The following is a 16,344-nucleotide window of genomic DNA, read 5'->3' on the forward strand; positions in this document are numbered from 1 at the left end:
GACGTTCCACCCGCGGCGGGATCAGACGCTACGCAACGTGAATAGCTACGCGTCTGCCCACGCCGCTCAACCCGCCCGACAGGGCCAAACCAACCGCCGGGACGAACTCAAGGCTGGATAGAAACTGGGGGCAACGTCACAAAAATACATCTTCATTGGGCGTTCCCCGGACGCTGTCACGCCCGGACACGAACGCTGCCGCAGCTGCCGGCGACACTCCTGGCAGAGCCGTCAGCACAGCCGCATTGGAATACCATGGGTCGATCCCCGCGCTATCCACGTAGCTGGTGAAAGACCGGTCGAGAGGGCCATCGGGATCACTGACATAAGCGGAGGCCGTGACACGCACTGAAGGACCGCCCCTTCGCCCCAACTCCGCCAGGACCCTGCGGAGTTCATAGACCTGCACAGACCGTTCAGCGAGAAGGTTGGCGAGCCGCTCGAATAGGATGGGCGACCCACTGCGTAAACTGAGCTTTGAAGACTCGCTTTCCAGGGCGATCACCGAGTGTGGCTCAACATCTGCCAGCACAACCCTCCGGCCGTCCGGGATCAGCGAGTTGCGGAGAGGGTCCCCGACCCTAACCGCCGCCGCCGTGCATCTGTCGAGCCCCACCTCCGCCGCAGTCAATGCGGTGATGGACGAGGCTCGCAATGCAGCGCCCCTCGTCGAATTCTGAATCTGGTGCACTAGACCGAATGCGACCAGAGAGAGCATTGCGACCAGAACCAAGCCCTGAGTAGTTGCAAAGCCACGTTCTCTCAACTCTCCCGCAACTCGGACAAACCTCATGCGGGGCCACCCGGTGTCCAGATTTCGACGCGGTTCGTGGAACCACCACACCAGCGCGTGTCTTATCCTCTGAGCGATAGGTCTTTCACTGGGAAGGAGCCGGTGCCAGTTCATTCTCGTTCGCTGCGCACCGAGTTTCCGGCTTAATCCGATAGGGGCGAAAGCGCGGGATGGATCCCTCAGATCATCGTCGCGCCTCAACATTCAACAGCTAGGCGCGGCGACGGCCAGATTGAACAGGTTGGTAGACAGCAGTCAATTTGCAATTGTGTCAGGGACCATCACCGGCCATCCCAGTCGCAGGGCGGCCAATAGCCGCCCTTTCCTTGCCTGACTGACGAGGACTTGACGCCCCGCCTCAAGCCGTTCTTTGGCCGCCGTTAATTGGGCGAACGGCACTCTTTCTGGAAGCAGACGCCATAGTCCAGCTGCTCATGCTCGGTGCGGCACATCCTGTTCGCCCAAAGCGCAACGTTTCCGAGCGTTCTTTGGCGGAGGCAGAAAATTGTATGCTTGAGGAACTTTTGTCCCCGCCCTGAGGAAATAAACACCCTGCCCGGACACCGTCGCTCCACAACCCCCTCCGTCGCGCTCAGCTGCAGCCGGTGGTGCTGCCGCAGGTGTCGCACTTCAGGCAGGTGCCGTTGCGCACCAGCGTGAAGTTCGAGCATTCGGGGCAGGCATCGCCCACATAGCCGCGGAGCTTGGCTTCGGCGCGCCGGTCGGCGGTGGAGCGCTCGGTCTTCGCTTCCGGTGCCGCCTCCGGCTGGTCGAACAGCGCGGTGAGGGCGGGGGAGACGGCGGCGGCCACCTCCTCCTTCAGCGCCGTGGCGCCGAGGGTGGCAGGCCCGCGGGCCATGGTCACCACCGTGCCGGAGCGGCCATCGCTCGACAGCGAGCCCGGGGTCGCAAGGCCGGACTGGCCGGTGACCACCGTGAACTTGTCGGTCTTGCCGCGCACCAGGCCCTTCGACAGCACCGCCTTGGCGACGCCCTCCGAGGCGCCCGTGCCGAGCGCGTCGTAGCGGCTCTCGCCGGGGTCGACATGGCCGAGGTCCGAGCGGCCAAGATAGCTCACGGCGAGTTCGCGGAAGACGTAGTCGAGGATCGACGTCGCGTATTTGATGGTGTCGTTGCCCTGCACGGGGCCCGCCGGCTCGAAGCGGGTGAAGGTGAAGGCCTCCACATACTCGTCCAGCGGCACGCCGTACTGGAGACCCAGCGAGATGGCGATGGCGAAGTTGTTGAGGAGCGAACGGAGCGCCGCGCCCTCCTTGTGCATGTCGATGAAGATCTCGCCAATGCGGCCGTCATCATATTCGCCGGTGCGCAGGTAAACCTTGTGGCCGCCGACGACGGCCTTCTGGGTGTAGCCCTTGCGGCGATCGGGCATGCGCTCGCGCTCGCGCACCACCTGCACGCGCTCGACCACCTTCTCGACGATCCGCTCGGCCAGCGCCGCGGCGCGGGCGGCCTGCGGCTTCTCCAGCAGCTCCTCGACGCCGTCCTCGTCCTCGTCATCCTCGATCAGCTGGGCGTTGAGCGGCTGCGAGAGCTTCGAGCCGTCGCGGTAGAGGGCGTTGGCCTTCAGCGCCAGCTTCCACGACAGCATGTAGGCGCTCTTGCAGTCCTCGACGGTCGCCTCGTTCGGCATGTTGATCGTCTTGGAGATGGCCCCCGAGATGAACGGCTGGGCGGCCGCCATCATGCGGATGTGGCTGTCCACCGAGAGGTAGCGCTTGCCCTTGCGGCCGCAAGGGTTGGCGCAATCGAAGACCGCGTAATGCTCGGTCTTCAGGTGCGGCGCACCCTCCAGCGTCATGGCACCGCAGACATGCTCGTTGGCCGCCTCGACGTCCTTCTTCGAGAAGCCGAGCCGCGGCAGCAGCTCGAAGCCCGGCGCGTTCAGCTCGTCGGCGGGGATGCCGAGGGTCTTCACCACGAAGTCCTCGCCCAGCGTCCACTTGTTGAAGACGAACTTGATGTCGAAAGCGGTCTTGAGCTGACCCTCGACCTTGGCGATGGCCTCGTCGGTGAAGCCCTTGGCACGCAGCGTCGTCGGGTTGATCGCCGGGGCCTGGGCGAGCGAGCCGTGGCCCACCGCATAGGCCTCGATCTCCGCGATGTCGCTCTCGCGATAGCCGAGGGTGCGCAGCGCTTCCGGCACCGCCTGGTTGATGATCTTGAAGTAGCCGCCGCCGGCCAGCTTCTTGAACTTCACCAGGGCGAAGTCGGGCTCGATGCCGGTCGTGTCGCAATCCATGACCAGGCCGATCGTGCCGGTGGGCGCGATGACCGAGACCTGGGCGTTGCGGAAGCCATTGGTCTCGCCGAGGGCGAGAGCCTCATCCCAGGCACGGGTGGCATGGGCGACGAGGCCCGGCACCGGGCAATTGGCGTGGTCGAGGGGAACCGGGTTCACCGACAGCGTCTCGTAGCCCGCGCTCTCGCCATGGGCGGCGCGGCGATGGTTGCGGATGACGCGCAGCATGTGCTCGCGGTTCGGTGCATAGCCGGGGAAGGGCCCGAGCTCACCCGCCATCTCCGCCGAGGTCTTGTAGGAGATGCCGGTCATGACCGCGGTGAGCACGCCGGCGAGAGCCCGGCCCTCGTCGGAATCGTAGGGGATGCCCATGGTCATGAGCAGGCCGCCAATATTGGCATAGCCGAGGCCGAGGGTGCGGTACTCATAGGAGCGCTCGGCGATCTGGCGCGAGGGGAACTGCGCCATCAGCACGGAGATCTCGAGCACGACGGTCCACAGGCGGCAGAGGTGCTCGTAGCCCGCGATGTCGAACTGCTTGGCCTTCGGATCGTAGAACTGCAGCAGGTTGGCCGAGGCCAGGTTGCAGGCCGTGTCGTCGAGGAACATGTATTCCGAGCACGGGTTCGACGCGCGGATCGGGCCGGCCGACGGGCAGGTGTGCCAGTCGTTCATCGTCGTGTTGAAGTGCAGGCCCGGATCGGCCGAAGCCCAGGCGGCATGGCCGATCTTCTCCCAGAGGTCACGCGCCTTCAGGGTCTTGGTCACCTTACCCGTGGTGCGGGCGGTGAGCTTCCAGTCGCCGTCGGCCTCCACCGCCTGCAGGAAGTCGTCCTTCAGCGAGACGGAATTGTTCGAGTTCTGGCCGGCCACCGTCAGGTAGGCCTCCGAATCCCAGTCCGTGTCGTAGATCGGGAAGGTGATGTCGGTGTAGCCCTGGCGGGCGAACTGCATGACGCGCTTGATGTAATTGTCCGGCACCATGGCCTTGCGCGCGGCCTTCACCTCGCGCTTCAGCGCCGGGTTCTGGTTCGGGTCGAAGCAGGCATCGCCATCGCCCTCGCAGTTCACGCAGGCCTTCATGATGGCCTTGAGGTGCTTGGCGACGACCTTCGAGCCGGTCACCAGCGCGGCGACCTTCTGCTCCTCGGTGACCTTCCAGTCGATATAGGCCTCGATATCCGGATGGTCGGCATCGACCACCACCATCTTGGCGGCGCGGCGCGTCGTGCCGCCCGACTTGATGGCGCCGGCGGCGCGGTCGCCGATCTTGAGGAAGCTCATCAGGCCGGAGGAACGGCCGCCGCCGGCGAGCTTCTCGCCCTCGCCGCGCAGGTGGCTGAAGTTCGAGCCGGTGCCCGAGCCGTACTTGAACAGGCGCGCCTCGCGGACCCACAGGTCCATGATGCCGCCGTCGTTGACGAGGTCGTCCGCCACCGACTGGATGAAGCAGGCATGCGGCTGCGGATGCTCGTAGGCCGACTGCGACTTGACCAGCTTGCCGGTCTCGAAATCGACGTAGTAGTGGCCCTGGCCGGGGCCATCGATGCCATAGGCCCAATGCAGGCCGGTGTTGAACCACTGCGGCGAATTCGGCGCCACCATCTGGCGGGCGAGCATGAAGCGCAGCTCGTCGAAGAAGGTGCGGGCGTCCTCCTCCTGGTCGAAATAGCCACCCTTCCAGCCCCAGTAGGTCCAGGTGCCGGCGAGACGGTCGAAGACCTGCTGCGAGGTGGTCTCACCCACCCAGCGATCCTTCTCCGGCAGGTCCTTCAGCGCCGCCTCGTCGGGCACCGAGCGCCACAGCCAGGAGGGAATGGTGCTCTCCTCGACCTTCTTCATGCGCGCCGGCACGCCGGCCTTGCGGAAATATTTCTGCGCGAGGATGTCGGCGGCCACTTGGCTCCACGCCTCCGGCACCTCGATGCCTTCCAGGCGGAAGACGATCGAGCCGTCGGGATTGCGGATTTCCGACGTCGCTTGGCGGAAGGCGATCCCCTCGTAGGGCGACTGTCCAGCCTTCGTGTAACGCCTGTCGATGCGCATCGTCCGATCCTCGTATCGCGGCGGAGAGTGTGCTCCCTCGCCGACATTGGGTCCAGCGATCTGGACCTGCCCCGCCCGGTGTTATCCGGGCCCCATTTGTCGCCCCGGCCAGCTTGTCACCGCTCTCGACAGGGAGGGGCCGCCGGCTCGTTGTGAAAGTGTCGCCGTCCGGTTCGCGAACGGACCCCTCGCGGCACCCTGCACGGTCCCGTGAGCACCGCCGCAGCGGGCTCTCCCGAGGGAGCAGAGACACGTCTCCGGCACCAACGCATGAATGCGTCGGCCACCTTCAAAAGCCGTCTGGGGAAGGTCCGGCAGGGACTTGAAACGAACCGCCGGACCGAAGGCGAACCTATGCGGCAGGCACTGACGACGTCAAGATATAGTGGGCCCGAGTAAACGAGACCCTAAATGTGGTGTGTGTCGTCAAATTTTCCAGGGAGTGGCCTCTTGCGCCGAGCCAAGTGTCGGGAATCCCGAGGAGATTCGGCAAGGGGATTCTGGAGCCGGCGGCGAGCCTCCGGCGATTCCCATCAAATCAAGGGAGAACTTGGCGCCTCATCCCCAGGCCGGCGCGGGGCCATGTGGCAGAATCGTGACAACGACGGCGCCGCGTGATGCGTGGGGCGCGGGCACCCGCACCCGGCCTTCCCCAGCGTTTCCGGCTTTTTGCCGACTCACGGTCGAATCGCCCCGGCGGGCTAGGCGATCGAATCGGGCCCGAAACGGAAAACGGCCGGGTTGCCCCGGCCGTTTCGCTATTCGTGCAGGATCCGCGGGAGGGCGTCAGGCGCCCTTGCGGTTCCACCAGCCGGCGCGCCGCGGGCCAGCAGCGTCGGTGGACTGAACCACCTCCACCGGCTCCGGATCGGGCGTCCGGCGACGCTTCACCGGCTCGGGAGCCGGCTCAGGCGCGGCAGGCTCAGCCCCGACCGGCGCGGGCGCGGCCTGCTCCGCCACGCGGGCGGTGTTGAGCGGCTCGGCCGGCGGGGTCCGGCGGCGACGGGGGGCCTCCTCGGCCACCGGCGCCTCGGCCGCAACCGGGCCAGGGGCAGGGGCTTCGGCCCCATCCTCGGTGATCGCCACGGCGCGGGCGCCGCGTCCACGGCGGCCGGCATGGCGCGGCGCGGGAGCGGCTTCAGCCTCCTCGGCCACCGGGAAGGGATCGTCGCCGGCGGGCGCTTCCGCCTCGCCATCAGTCTCGCCCTCGCCGGAGGTCGCCTCGGCCGAACCCTCCTCGTCCTCGCGACGACCGCGGCGACCGCCACGGCGACCGCGGCGGCGGCGGCGACGCTCGTTCTCGGCGCTCTCCTCGTCGGAAACCTCGCCGTCACGGGCGCCGGCCTCGGCCTCCTCGGCCTCCTCGCCATTGTCCTCGCCGGAGCCGTCCTCGCCCTCGGCGCTGTCATCGTCGGAACCGTTGCCGGCCTCCAGGCCCTCTTCGCGCTCGCCATTGCGACCACGGCGGCGGCGGCGGCGGCGACGGCGGCGGCGCTCGCCGGCCTCGTCGCTCTCGCCACGCTCGCTGCGTTCGCCGCGCTCGCGGGAGCGCTCGCCGCCCTCAGCCTCGCGGCTGACGGTCTCGTCCTCCTCGGCCTCCTCGATCACCTCGTCCTCAACGAGATCTTCCGGCTCAACCGGAACGGGGAGGGCAGCCGGCGGCTTGTAGGCGGTCTCCGGCGTGTGCACCTGCGCGCCCTTCTCGATGGCGAACATATGCGTGCCGGTGATCGCCTCGTCGGCGGCGATGTCGATGCTCACGCCGAAGCGCGTCTCCAGCTCGTGCAGGTGGGCGCGCTTGTTGTTGAGCACGTAGAGCGCCACGGCCGTGCGCGTGCGCACGATGACGTCGTGGGTCGCGGCCCTGAGCAGCTGCTCCTCGACCGAGCGCAACAGGTGCAGCGCGACGGAAGAGACCGAGCGGACATGGCCGAGGCCGGCGCAGGTCGGGCAGGTCTCGGTCGAGCTCTCCAGCACGCCGGTGCGGATGCGCTGGCGGCTCATCTCGAGCAGGCCGAAATGCGAGATGCGGCCGACCTGGATGCGCGCGCGGTCGTTCTTCAGCGCATCCTTCATGCGCTTCTCGACGGCGCGGTTGTTGCGGCCCTCGTCCATGTCGATGAAGTCGACAACGATGAGGCCCGCGAGGTCGCGCAGGCGCAGCTGGCGCGCCACCTCGTCGGCGGCCTCCAGATTGGTGCGCAGGGCCGTGTCCTCGATATTGTGCTCGCGCGTCGAGCGCCCCGAGTTCACGTCGATGGCGACCAGCGCCTCGGTCGGGTTGATGACGATGTAGCCGCCGGATTTCAGCTGCACCGTGTTGGAGAACATGGCGTCGAGCTGCGCTTCAACGCCGCTGCGGGCGAAGATCGGCTGCGGTTCGCGATAGGGCCTGACGTTCTTCGCATGGCTCGGCATGAGCATGCGCATGAAGTCCTTGGCCTCCTTGTAGCCCTCGTCGCCGGCGACCAGGACCTCCTCGATGTCCTTGTTGTAGAGGTCGCGGATCGAGCGCTTGATCAGCGAGCCTTCTTCATAGACCAGCGTCGGCGCATGCGACTGCAGCGTCGTCTCGCGCACCGTCTCCCACATGCGAAGGAGATATTCGAAGTCGCGCCGCACCTCTGTCTTGGTGCGGTTGGCGCCGGCCGTGCGCAGGATGACGCCCATCCCCTCCGGAACGTCCAGCTCGCTGGCGATTTCCTTGAGCTTCTTGCGGTCGGCGGTGTTGGTGATCTTGCGGGAGATGCCGCCGCCCCGGGCGGTGTTGGGCATCAGCACCGAATAGCGGCCGGCGAGCGACAGGTAGGTGGTCAGAGCTGCGCCCTTGTTGCCGCGCTCCTCCTTCACGACCTGCACCAGCATGACCTGGCGGCGCTTGATGACCTCCTGGATCTTGTACTGCTTGCGCGGACGGAACGAGCGGTCGGGCATGTCCTCGTAGGCATCGCCCGCGCCGACCGACTCGACCTGGTCCTCCTCGGAGGCGCCGTTCTCGCCCTCGTCCTCGTCGTCATCCTCGTCGTCGTGGTCGTCATCGCCGGCCTCGCGGCCCTCGGACGGCTCGTCGCTCGTGGCCGGCGCTTCGGCAGCTTCGCTCGCCTCGGCGGCGACAGGAGCCTCGTTGCCGACCTCCGTGGCCTCGGTAGCGACGGTCTCGTGGGTCTCGGCGGCTTCGCCGGCCTCTGTGGTGGTCTCGGTCTCGAGCTCTGCCTCGCCGCTCACCGCCTCGGAGGTGCGGGCCTCCGCGGCCTCGTTGCGCGGACGCCGCTCGCCGCGCCGGCGTCGGCGGCCATTGCCGCTCTTGCCGCGGTCGGAGCGACGGCCGCGGCCGTTCTCTTCGTCGTCCTCGTCGCGGTGTTGACGCGCCTCTTCGGCGAGCAGCGCCTCGCGGTCGGCGACCGGGATCTGGTAATAGTCGGGGTGGATTTCCGAGAAGGCGAGGAAGCCGTGGCGGTTGCCGCCGTACTCGATGAAGGCGGCCTGCAGTGAGGGTTCGACCCGCGTCACCTTCGCCAGATAGATATTGCCGCGTAGCTGTTTGCGGGATTGGCTTTCGAAATCGAATTCTTCGACACGATTACCGCGGACCACCACAACCCGGGTTTCTTCCGGGTGGGCGGCATCGATGAGCATCTTGTTGGCCATCGGATGAGCTCTTGTACGTTGGGACGGCCGCTCGCGCCGGCCCGACAGGGCCCCGCTCGGCTGAAAAAGCCGGGGCGGCGCCGACGAGGCGCCGGCGCACGGCCGTCAATGCGGTGGAAGGGGAGGGTGCAGGGCCGGACGGAAGGCCGACGGCAGGGCGGCGAGCGACGATGGCAGCGCCATCCGATCGTCCAGACCCGATTGAAACCGTCGATGCCGGCATGCCGTACACCCGTGAACGAGAGGCGCCGCACAGAGGATGCGGCGTCGGCGCAAGGTGTCCTGGTCCGGAAATGGAGCCGTGACGGGGCGCGTGTCGGGCGGGGAAGTCGTGATGCCGGACCGCGCGCTTCGGCGGTCGACGCGACTCGCCACCTTCGGGGCCCGCGAACCTTGCGGTATGGTTTGTAGCGGTGTGACGACCTGATTGGCAAGCCATCACAGGAGGAGGGGGCTATGCGCCAGGGCGATCCGCCCCCTCGGCTCCGTGATCGGGGGCTCAGCCCGGGATGACCACCACCGGCGTGCCGATGCGGACGCGGTCGTGAAGATCGATGATGTCGTGGTTGAACAGGCGGATGCAGCCCGACGATACCGCGGTCCCGATGGACGACGGCACATTGGTGCCGTGCAGGCGGTACATCGTGTCCCGGTTGCCGCGATAGAGATAGAGCGCGCGGGCGCCCAGCGGGTTGCCGAGGCCACCCGGCATGCCGCCGGCATAGCGGGCGTTGCGGGGGTCGTAGCGGATCATGTTCGCCGTCGGCGTCCAGTTCGGCCACTGGCCCTTGCGGCCGATAGTGGCGCGGCCGTGCCACAGCGCGCCCTGGCGTCCGACGCCGACGCCGTAGCGCATCGCCGTGCCGCGGCCGGTCACGAGATAGAGGTGCCGTTCGGAGGGGCGAACCACGATCGTGCCGACGGCCTCGCTGCCGCGATACTCGACCGTCTGGCGCAGCCAGCGCGGGTCGATGCCGGTGGTGTCCATGGCGGGCATGGTGATCCGGCCGTCATTCACAACGCCATATGAGCCGGTACCAGCGGTCGTGCAGGCCGCCGTGAGCACCGCCGGGGCGGCGAGGACGAAGAATCGGCGGGAGAGACCGCCGATGTCGGGGGACGCGGCACTGTCGAGATCGTTCTGCATCACTGCGGCTGCCCTGCGATGACCATGAGGAAGGCGAGGCTCTAGACGTGACTGCTTCGCGAAAAAGCCGCAATCACGAACCCGCGATACGACCATCCAATGTTACAAAGTGTGGGTCCCTGTTGCCCAATTCACACAGTTTCCCGGCTTCCGCCGCGTCGGGGACTCATTGACGTTGCAGGGAACCCTCGACCCTGTGCCGCTGCGGCGCGACAGAAGGCCGTCTCGGGCCCGGCCCCGGCCGCCACCATGGAGCGTTGTGAACGTGATCAGGCTGACCCTCGTGCCCCATGACGGCGTCGGGCCGCTGAAGCTCGGCGCCCCGCGCGATGCCATCCGCGCCGCCGCCCGGCAACTCGGCCTCGCCGCCGGTCCCACCCATGCCGAATCGGACACCTTTGCCGACGAAACCGTGCAGATCGACTATGACGATGCCGGCCGCACCCGCTTCATCGGCATCGCGCCGCTGCCCGATGTCCACCGCCTGACGGTCGCCGGCCTTGACTGCGCCGATACGCCGGCGACGGAAGTCTTCCGCGCCATTGCCGCGGCCGAAGGCGGCGACCATGCCTTCGACGCCGAGGGCTATCTCTTCCCGCGCCAGATCATTGCCCTCTGGGCTGCCGACGAGGAGAACGACGCCATCGCCCCCGCCGGGCGCAAGCGGCCCATCTGGGGCCAGGTCGGTGTCGGCACGCCCGCCTATCGCGCCCTCGTCGATCGCATTCGGGCGCGGGAGACGTGAAGCGCCCCGTGGCCGCCGGGCAACGCCCCGCCGGATATGCTTAACGACGGGTTAACCGCGCCACGCTAATGGCTTATCGCAGGACTATCCGGCCGGTCGGTCGCGATTCACGGGGGATCCGTCGCAAGCCATGGGAGCGGGGCGCGCCATCGCTGTCGTCTTTGCCGCGCTCGGATGGGCCGTGGTCACGTCCGCGTCTGCCCAAACGACCGGCAGCCTGACGGCAGGCACCGCAGCCCGTGCGACGCCGGCCGCCGCCGATGCCGCCCGAACCACGCTGCCAGCCGTCGTCATCGCCGCCCATGTTGGCGTCGAGGGCCAGCGCACGCGCCTCACCTTCGACCTCACCCGGCCCGTCGAGATGCGCGCCTTTGCGCTCGCCGACCCCTACCGGGTCATCGTCGACCTCGACGAGGTGAACTTCCATATTGCCCCGCCCCCGGCCCACAGCCGCGGCCTGGTGAAGACCTTCCGTTTCGGCCTTTTCGCTCCGGGCAAATCGCGCATCGTGATCGAGCTCGCCGGGCCCGCCACGATCGAGCGGGCGCTCACCATTGAGGGAGGGGAGGGGACGCCGCCGCGCCTGCATCTCGACCTCGTCCGCACCGATGCCGATGGCTTCCGTCGCGCCCTTGCCGATCGTGCTGTAAGCAACATTGCCCGCCGCGGCGACCGCGAGACCCTGGGGCCGCGCCTGTCGCCCCGCGTCGAGGAGGATGGCGGCCCGCCGCTGATCGTCATCGATCCCGGCCATGGCGGCATCGATCCTGGCGCCATCGCCCCCTCGACGGGCGACGAAGAGAAGATGATCGTCCTCGACTTCGCAAAGGTGCTGCGCGACAAGCTCGCCGCCGGCGGCCGCTACCGGGTGGTGATGACGCGCGACCGCGACATCTTCGTGCCGCTTGGCGATCGTGTGCGGATGGCGCGCGACGCCCGCGCCCAGCTGTTCATCTCGGTCCATGCCGATTCGATCCGCGGCGCCAACGAGAATGCCCGCGGCGTCACCGTCTATACGCTCTCCGACCGCGCCTCCGACGCCGATTCCGAGCGCCTCGCCGAGCGCGAGAACAAGGCCGACGCCATTGCCGGCCTCGACCTGTCGGAGGAGCCCTCCGAGGTCGCCGACATCCTCATCGACCTGACCCGTCGCGAGACGCGCATCTATTCGGCCAATTTCGCCCGCACCCTCGCCGGCGAGATGCGCCAGGTGACGCGGATGCACACGCTGCCGCTGCGCTCCGCCGGCTTCCAGGTGCTGCGCGCCCACGATATCCCCTCGGTCCTCGTCGAGCTCGGCTTCGTCACCAGCCGGCGCGACGTGGAGATGCTGACCTCCGCGATCTGGCGCGAGCGCACGGCGGATTCGGTGTCGAAGGCGGTCGACCAGTTCTTCGCCGCCCGCAACCGGGCTCCCGTGGCCCCCGCGGCACGGCGGTAGGCCGCGCAGCGCCGGGTCGCGAACGGGCCACAAGCCCGCCACTTTCGGCGCGCAAGCGTCGGTGATGGTGCCGCGCGTGGCAGCAGGCGTGCCCGCGTCCCGCTCCGGCGGCCGCTCAAGGGTGGGCCGGCGTTGCGGTTCGTGGTAGACTGATTGGACGTTTGGATGAGATGTCCTCCGCCCGGCGCCTGCCGGGAATGGAGGGCCAGAGGCGCAGCCCCGGTGGGGCGCGATGGAGCCGGATGAAGCTGGTTTTCCGATTTTTCGGTTGGGCGTTCGGGCTGGGGACGATCGCGTTCCTGCTCGGTGCCGCCGGCGTGGCCGTCTACATCTCGCAGGTGACGAAGGAACTGCCCGACTACAACACGCTGCGCAATTACGAGCCGCCGATCATGAGCCGCGTCCATGCCTCGGACGGCCAGCTCATGGCGGAATATGCCCGTGAGCGTCGCCTCTATCTGCCGATCCAGGCTGTCCCGAAGCTGGTGGTCAACGCCTTCCTGTCCGCCGAGGACAAGAATTTCTACAGCCACAACGGCATCGATTTCACCGGCGTCGCCCGCGCCGCACTCACCAACCTGCAGAACCGCGGCTCGAACCGTCGCCCGCAGGGCGCCTCGACCATCACCCAGCAGGTCGCCAAGAACTTCCTGCTCTCTGGCGAGCAGACGGTGGACCGCAAGGTGCGCGAGGCGCTGATCGCCATGCGCATGGAGGCGGCCTTCTCGAAGGATCAGATCCTCGAGCTCTACCTCAACGAGATCTATCTCGGCTTCGTCATTCCCGGCTATGGCGCCTATGGCATCGCCGCCGCCGCGCTCGTCTATTTCGACAAGTCGGTCCACGAGCTGACCATCCCCGAGGCGGCCTATCTCGCCGCCCTGCCGAAGAGCCCGACGCAGCTCCACCCCTTCCGCAACCGCGACCGGGCTGTCGAGCGTCGCAACTACGTCATCGCGCGCATGGTCGAGGACGGTCACATCACGGCTGCCCAGGGCGAGGCCGCCCGCCGCACGCCGCTGACTGTCAACCCCCGCTCGCCCCGCCAGCAGACCTTCGCCGCCGACTTCTTCGCCGAGGAAGTCCGCCGCGAGATGACCGATCGCTTCGGCGACAAGAAGCTGCTTGAGGGTGGCCTGTCCATCCGAACCACGCTCGACCCGCGGCTCCAACTCGCCGCCCGCGCCGCGCTGACCGGCGGCCTGATCCGCTTCGACGAGCAGCGCGGCTGGCGCGGTCCCGTCACCCGCATCGAGGACATGCGCGGCGACTGGGGCCAGCGCCTCGCCGAGATCCGTGCCTTTGGCGACACCGGCTGGCGCCTTGCGGTCGTCATCGACGCCCAGGGCGAGACGGCCCGTATCGGTCTTCAGCCCGGCCGCGAGGCCTCGGGCCAGATCACCTCTGCCCGCGACATCGGCCTCATCACCGCCGAGGGCGCGCGCTGGACGCGCCGGCCGGTCAACCGCCTCTTGAATGCTGGCGATGTCGTCTATGTCGAGCCGATGGGCGGCCGTGACGGCCAGTTCCGCCTGCGCCAGATCCCGGAAGTCTCCGGCGGTCTCGTCGCCATGGACCCCTATACCGGCCGCGTGCTGGCCATGGTCGGCGGCTTCTCCTTCGACCAGAGCCAGTTCAACCGCGCCACCCAGGCGCGCCGCCAGCCCGGCTCTTCGTTCAAGCCCTTCGTCTATGCGGCGGCGCTCGACAACGGCTACACGCCCTCGACCGTCGTGATGGACGCGCCCTTCGAGCTGAACACCGGCAATGGCGAGGTCTGGCGGCCGGAAAACTATTCCGGCCAGTTCTACGGGCCGCAGACCCTGCGCTTTGGCATCGAGCGGTCGCGCAACGTCATGACCGTGCGCCTCGCCAACGATGTCGGCATGCCGCTGATCGCCGAATATGCCAAGCGCTTCGGCGTCTATGACGACATGCCGGCCTTCCTGTCCTATTCGCTGGGCGCCGGCGAGACGACGGTCATGCGCATGACCTCGGCCTATTCGATGTTCGCCAATGGCGGCCGCCGCATCCGCCCGACGCTCATCGACCGCATCCAGGACCGCACCGGCGCGACGATCTTCCGCCACGACGATCGCCAGTGCCAGGGCTGCACCGCGCCGCGCTGGCAGAACCAGGACGAGCCGATCCTCATCGACCGGCGCGAGCAGGTGCTCGATCCGATGACGGCCTACCAGATGACGTCGATGATGGAGGGTGTCGTCCTGCGCGGCACCGCCACCTCGCTGCGCGCGCTGGGCAAGCCGATCGCCGGCAAGACCGGCACCACCAACGACGCCAAGGACGCCTGGTTCGTTGGCTTCTCTCCCGACCTCGCGGTGGGCGTCTATGTCGGCTACGACAACCCGCGCAGCCTTGGCGCCAGCGCCACCGGCGGCGCCCTCGCCGTGCCGATCTTCCACGACTTCATGAGGGTGGCGCTGGCCGACCGGCCGGCCGTGCCGTTCCGCGTGCCGACCGGCATCAAGCTGATCCGCATCGATCCGCGCACCGGCCTGCGTGCCGGCGCCGGCTCCACCGGTGCGATCCTCGAGGCCTTCAAGCCCGGCACCGCACCGCCGGACAGCTACCAGCTCATCAACCCCTTCGACTCGGCCTCGGCCAATGGCCGTCGCGGCCCATCGAACGAGAGCAACCGCGCCATCGGCACGGGTACCGGCGGGCTCTACTGACGCGCCGCCCGATCGGGCTGGAAAAATGCACAAGGGCGGCCTTCGGGCCGCCCTTTGTCATGTGCGGCTGAGGCTTTGGGGCGGAGCGGGTGAACGACTGCGGGCAGGGGCCTTGTGCCGTCGCCCCCCAACGACAACGGGCGGGACGATCGCTCGCCCCGCCCGCCTGATGTCGCCGTGAAAAAGACCCTCACGCCTCCGGCTGGGGATCCTTGAGCAGGTGGTAGAGGATGATCGCCCCGAAGGTGGCGGTGCCGATGCCGTCCAGCGTGAAGCCGGCAATCGTCAGCTTGAAATTGCCGGCGCCCAGCACCAGCGCCACTGCCACGGTGATGAGGTTGCGTGGGTTGGAGAAGTCGACCTTGTTCTCCACAAAGATCCGCCCCGCCGTTGCGGCGATGAGGCCGAACACGACGATGGCGAGGCCCCCGAGGACCGGCACGGGAATCGTCAGGATCAGCGCGCCGAATTTCGGCGAGAAGCCGAGCAAGATGGCGATGAGGGCGGCCGCCACGAACATCAGCGTCGAGTAGATGCGGGTCACCGCCATGACGCCCATGTTCTCGGCATAGGTGGTGACGCCCGTGCCGCCGGCCGAGCCGGAGAGCATGGTGGCGATGCCGTCACCGACGAAGGCGCGGCCGATATAGGGGTCGAGGCTGCGGCCGGTCATCGCCGCGATGCCCTTGAGATGGCCAAGGTTTTCCGCGACCAGGATGATCGCGACGGGCGCGATCAGCACCATGGCCTTCGCGTCGAAGACCGGAGCGGAGAAGTTCGGCAGGCCAAAGAGCGGGGCTGCCGCCACTTTCGAGAAGTCGATCGGCGCGCCAAGGCCCAGGCTGTTGGCCAGCACCAGATAGAGCGCGTAGCCGGCAATGGCGCCGAGGAGGATCGGCAGGCGCCGCCACATGCCCGGCGCATAGACGGCGAAGGCGCCGACCGCGACCACCGTGAACAGCGCGATCCAGCGCGAGAAGGCCGAGCCCTCCGCATTGGTCGGGCCCGTGCCGGAGGCCATGCCGATGGCGATGGGGGCCAGCACCAGGCCGATGGCGGCGACGATGGCGCCGGTCACCACCGGCGGCATGACCTTCTCGACCCAGCCATGGCCAATCACCATCACCACCAGGCCGATGACGGTGTAGAGCGCGCCGGCCGCGATGATGCCGCCGAGCGCCACGCCGATATTGGGCGCAGCACCCGCCGTTGCCCCCGCCGCGATGGCGGCGAGTACCGGGCCGATGAAGGCGAAGGACGAGCCGAGATAGCTCGGCACCCGGCCGCCGGTGATGACGAAGAAGATCAGCGTGGCGATGCCGGAGAAGAGGATCGCGACATTCGGGTCAAAGCCCATGAGGATGGGCGCGAGAACCGTCGCGCCGAACATGGCGACCACGTGCTGCAGGCCAACCACGACGGTCTGGCCGAGCGGCAGGCGCTCGTCGGGCATGACGATGCCGCCGCTCTTCTCGGTCCACTTCGGAAAATAGCCTTCAGCCATGATGGGCCCCCGTAATGTGCCGCCCGGTCGTGCTGCCGGTTTCGGCCGAAAGCCTGACAATAGG

Annotated in this window: 7 protein-coding genes; 3 read left to right on the top strand and 4 right to left on the bottom strand. The window is 67.9% G+C overall.

Annotated features, from left to right (window positions below):
• Nucleotides 1-1,385: 1,385 nt before the first annotated feature.
• From O9344_RS19505 to O9344_RS19515, 3 genes are all read right to left on the bottom strand, one after another.
• Nucleotides 1,386-5,102 (bottom strand): vitamin B12-dependent ribonucleotide reductase, encoded by a 3,717-nt coding sequence (locus tag O9344_RS19505; protein ID WP_298481211.1) that lies wholly within the window; start codon nt 5,100-5,102, stop codon nt 1,386-1,388.
• A gap of 786 nt (nt 5,103-5,888) precedes the next feature.
• On the bottom strand, nt 5,889-8,750 hold the full coding sequence (locus tag O9344_RS19510; RefSeq protein WP_298481213.1) for a ribonuclease E/G: 2,862 nt from the start codon (nt 8,748-8,750) through the stop codon (nt 5,889-5,891).
• 499 nt (nt 8,751-9,249) lie between these two features.
• Nucleotides 9,250-9,897, bottom strand: a complete 648-nt coding sequence (locus O9344_RS19515) for a L,D-transpeptidase (protein ID WP_298481215.1) — start codon at nt 9,895-9,897, stop codon at nt 9,250-9,252.
• Between the two features lie 265 nt (nt 9,898-10,162).
• On the opposite strand from O9344_RS19515, the gene O9344_RS19520 reads away from it, so the two are divergent.
• The 3 genes from O9344_RS19520 (at nt 10,163) to O9344_RS19530 (ending at nt 14,776) form a co-directional block, all read left to right on the top strand.
• Nucleotides 10,163-10,642, top strand: a complete 480-nt coding sequence (locus O9344_RS19520; protein ID WP_298481217.1) for a hypothetical protein — start codon at nt 10,163-10,165, stop codon at nt 10,640-10,642.
• A gap of 130 nt (nt 10,643-10,772) precedes the next feature.
• On the top strand, nt 10,773-12,083 hold the full coding sequence (locus O9344_RS19525; RefSeq protein WP_298481219.1) for an N-acetylmuramoyl-L-alanine amidase: 1,311 nt from the start codon (nt 10,773-10,775) through the stop codon (nt 12,081-12,083).
• Between the two features lie 242 nt (nt 12,084-12,325).
• Nucleotides 12,326-14,776 (top strand): penicillin-binding protein 1A, encoded by a 2,451-nt coding sequence (locus tag O9344_RS19530; protein WP_298481220.1) that lies wholly within the window; start codon nt 12,326-12,328, stop codon nt 14,774-14,776.
• A 190-nt stretch (nt 14,777-14,966) separates the two neighbouring features.
• Here the strand turns inward: O9344_RS19530 and O9344_RS19535 are convergent, their stop codons facing one another.
• Nucleotides 14,967-16,280 (bottom strand): solute carrier family 23 protein, encoded by a 1,314-nt coding sequence (locus tag O9344_RS19535; protein WP_298481222.1) that lies wholly within the window; start codon nt 16,278-16,280, stop codon nt 14,967-14,969.
• Nucleotides 16,281-16,344 lie beyond the last annotated feature (64 nt).

It is taken from the genome of Phreatobacter sp., assembly GCF_027532945.1.
Classification (GTDB): domain Bacteria; phylum Pseudomonadota; class Alphaproteobacteria; order Rhizobiales; family Phreatobacteraceae; genus Phreatobacter.

Bases quoted from the DNA above. Each gene is read 5' to 3' on its own strand.
- O9344_RS19505 (WP_298481211.1), bottom strand. From the start codon at position 5,102: ATGCGCATCGACAGGCGTTACACGAAGGCTGGACAGTCGCCCTACGAG.
- O9344_RS19510 (WP_298481213.1), bottom strand. From the start codon at position 8,750: ATGGCCAACAAGATGCTCATCGATGCCGCCCACCCGGAAGAAACCCGG.
- O9344_RS19515 (WP_298481215.1), bottom strand. From the start codon at position 9,897: ATGCAGAACGATCTCGACAGTGCCGCGTCCCCCGACATCGGCGGTCTC.
- O9344_RS19525 (WP_298481219.1), top strand. From the start codon at position 10,773: ATGGGAGCGGGGCGCGCCATCGCTGTCGTCTTTGCCGCGCTCGGATGG.
- O9344_RS19530 (WP_298481220.1), top strand. From the start codon at position 12,326: ATGAAGCTGGTTTTCCGATTTTTCGGTTGGGCGTTCGGGCTGGGGACG.
- O9344_RS19535 (WP_298481222.1), bottom strand. From the start codon at position 16,280: ATGGCTGAAGGCTATTTTCCGAAGTGGACCGAGAAGAGCGGCGGCATC.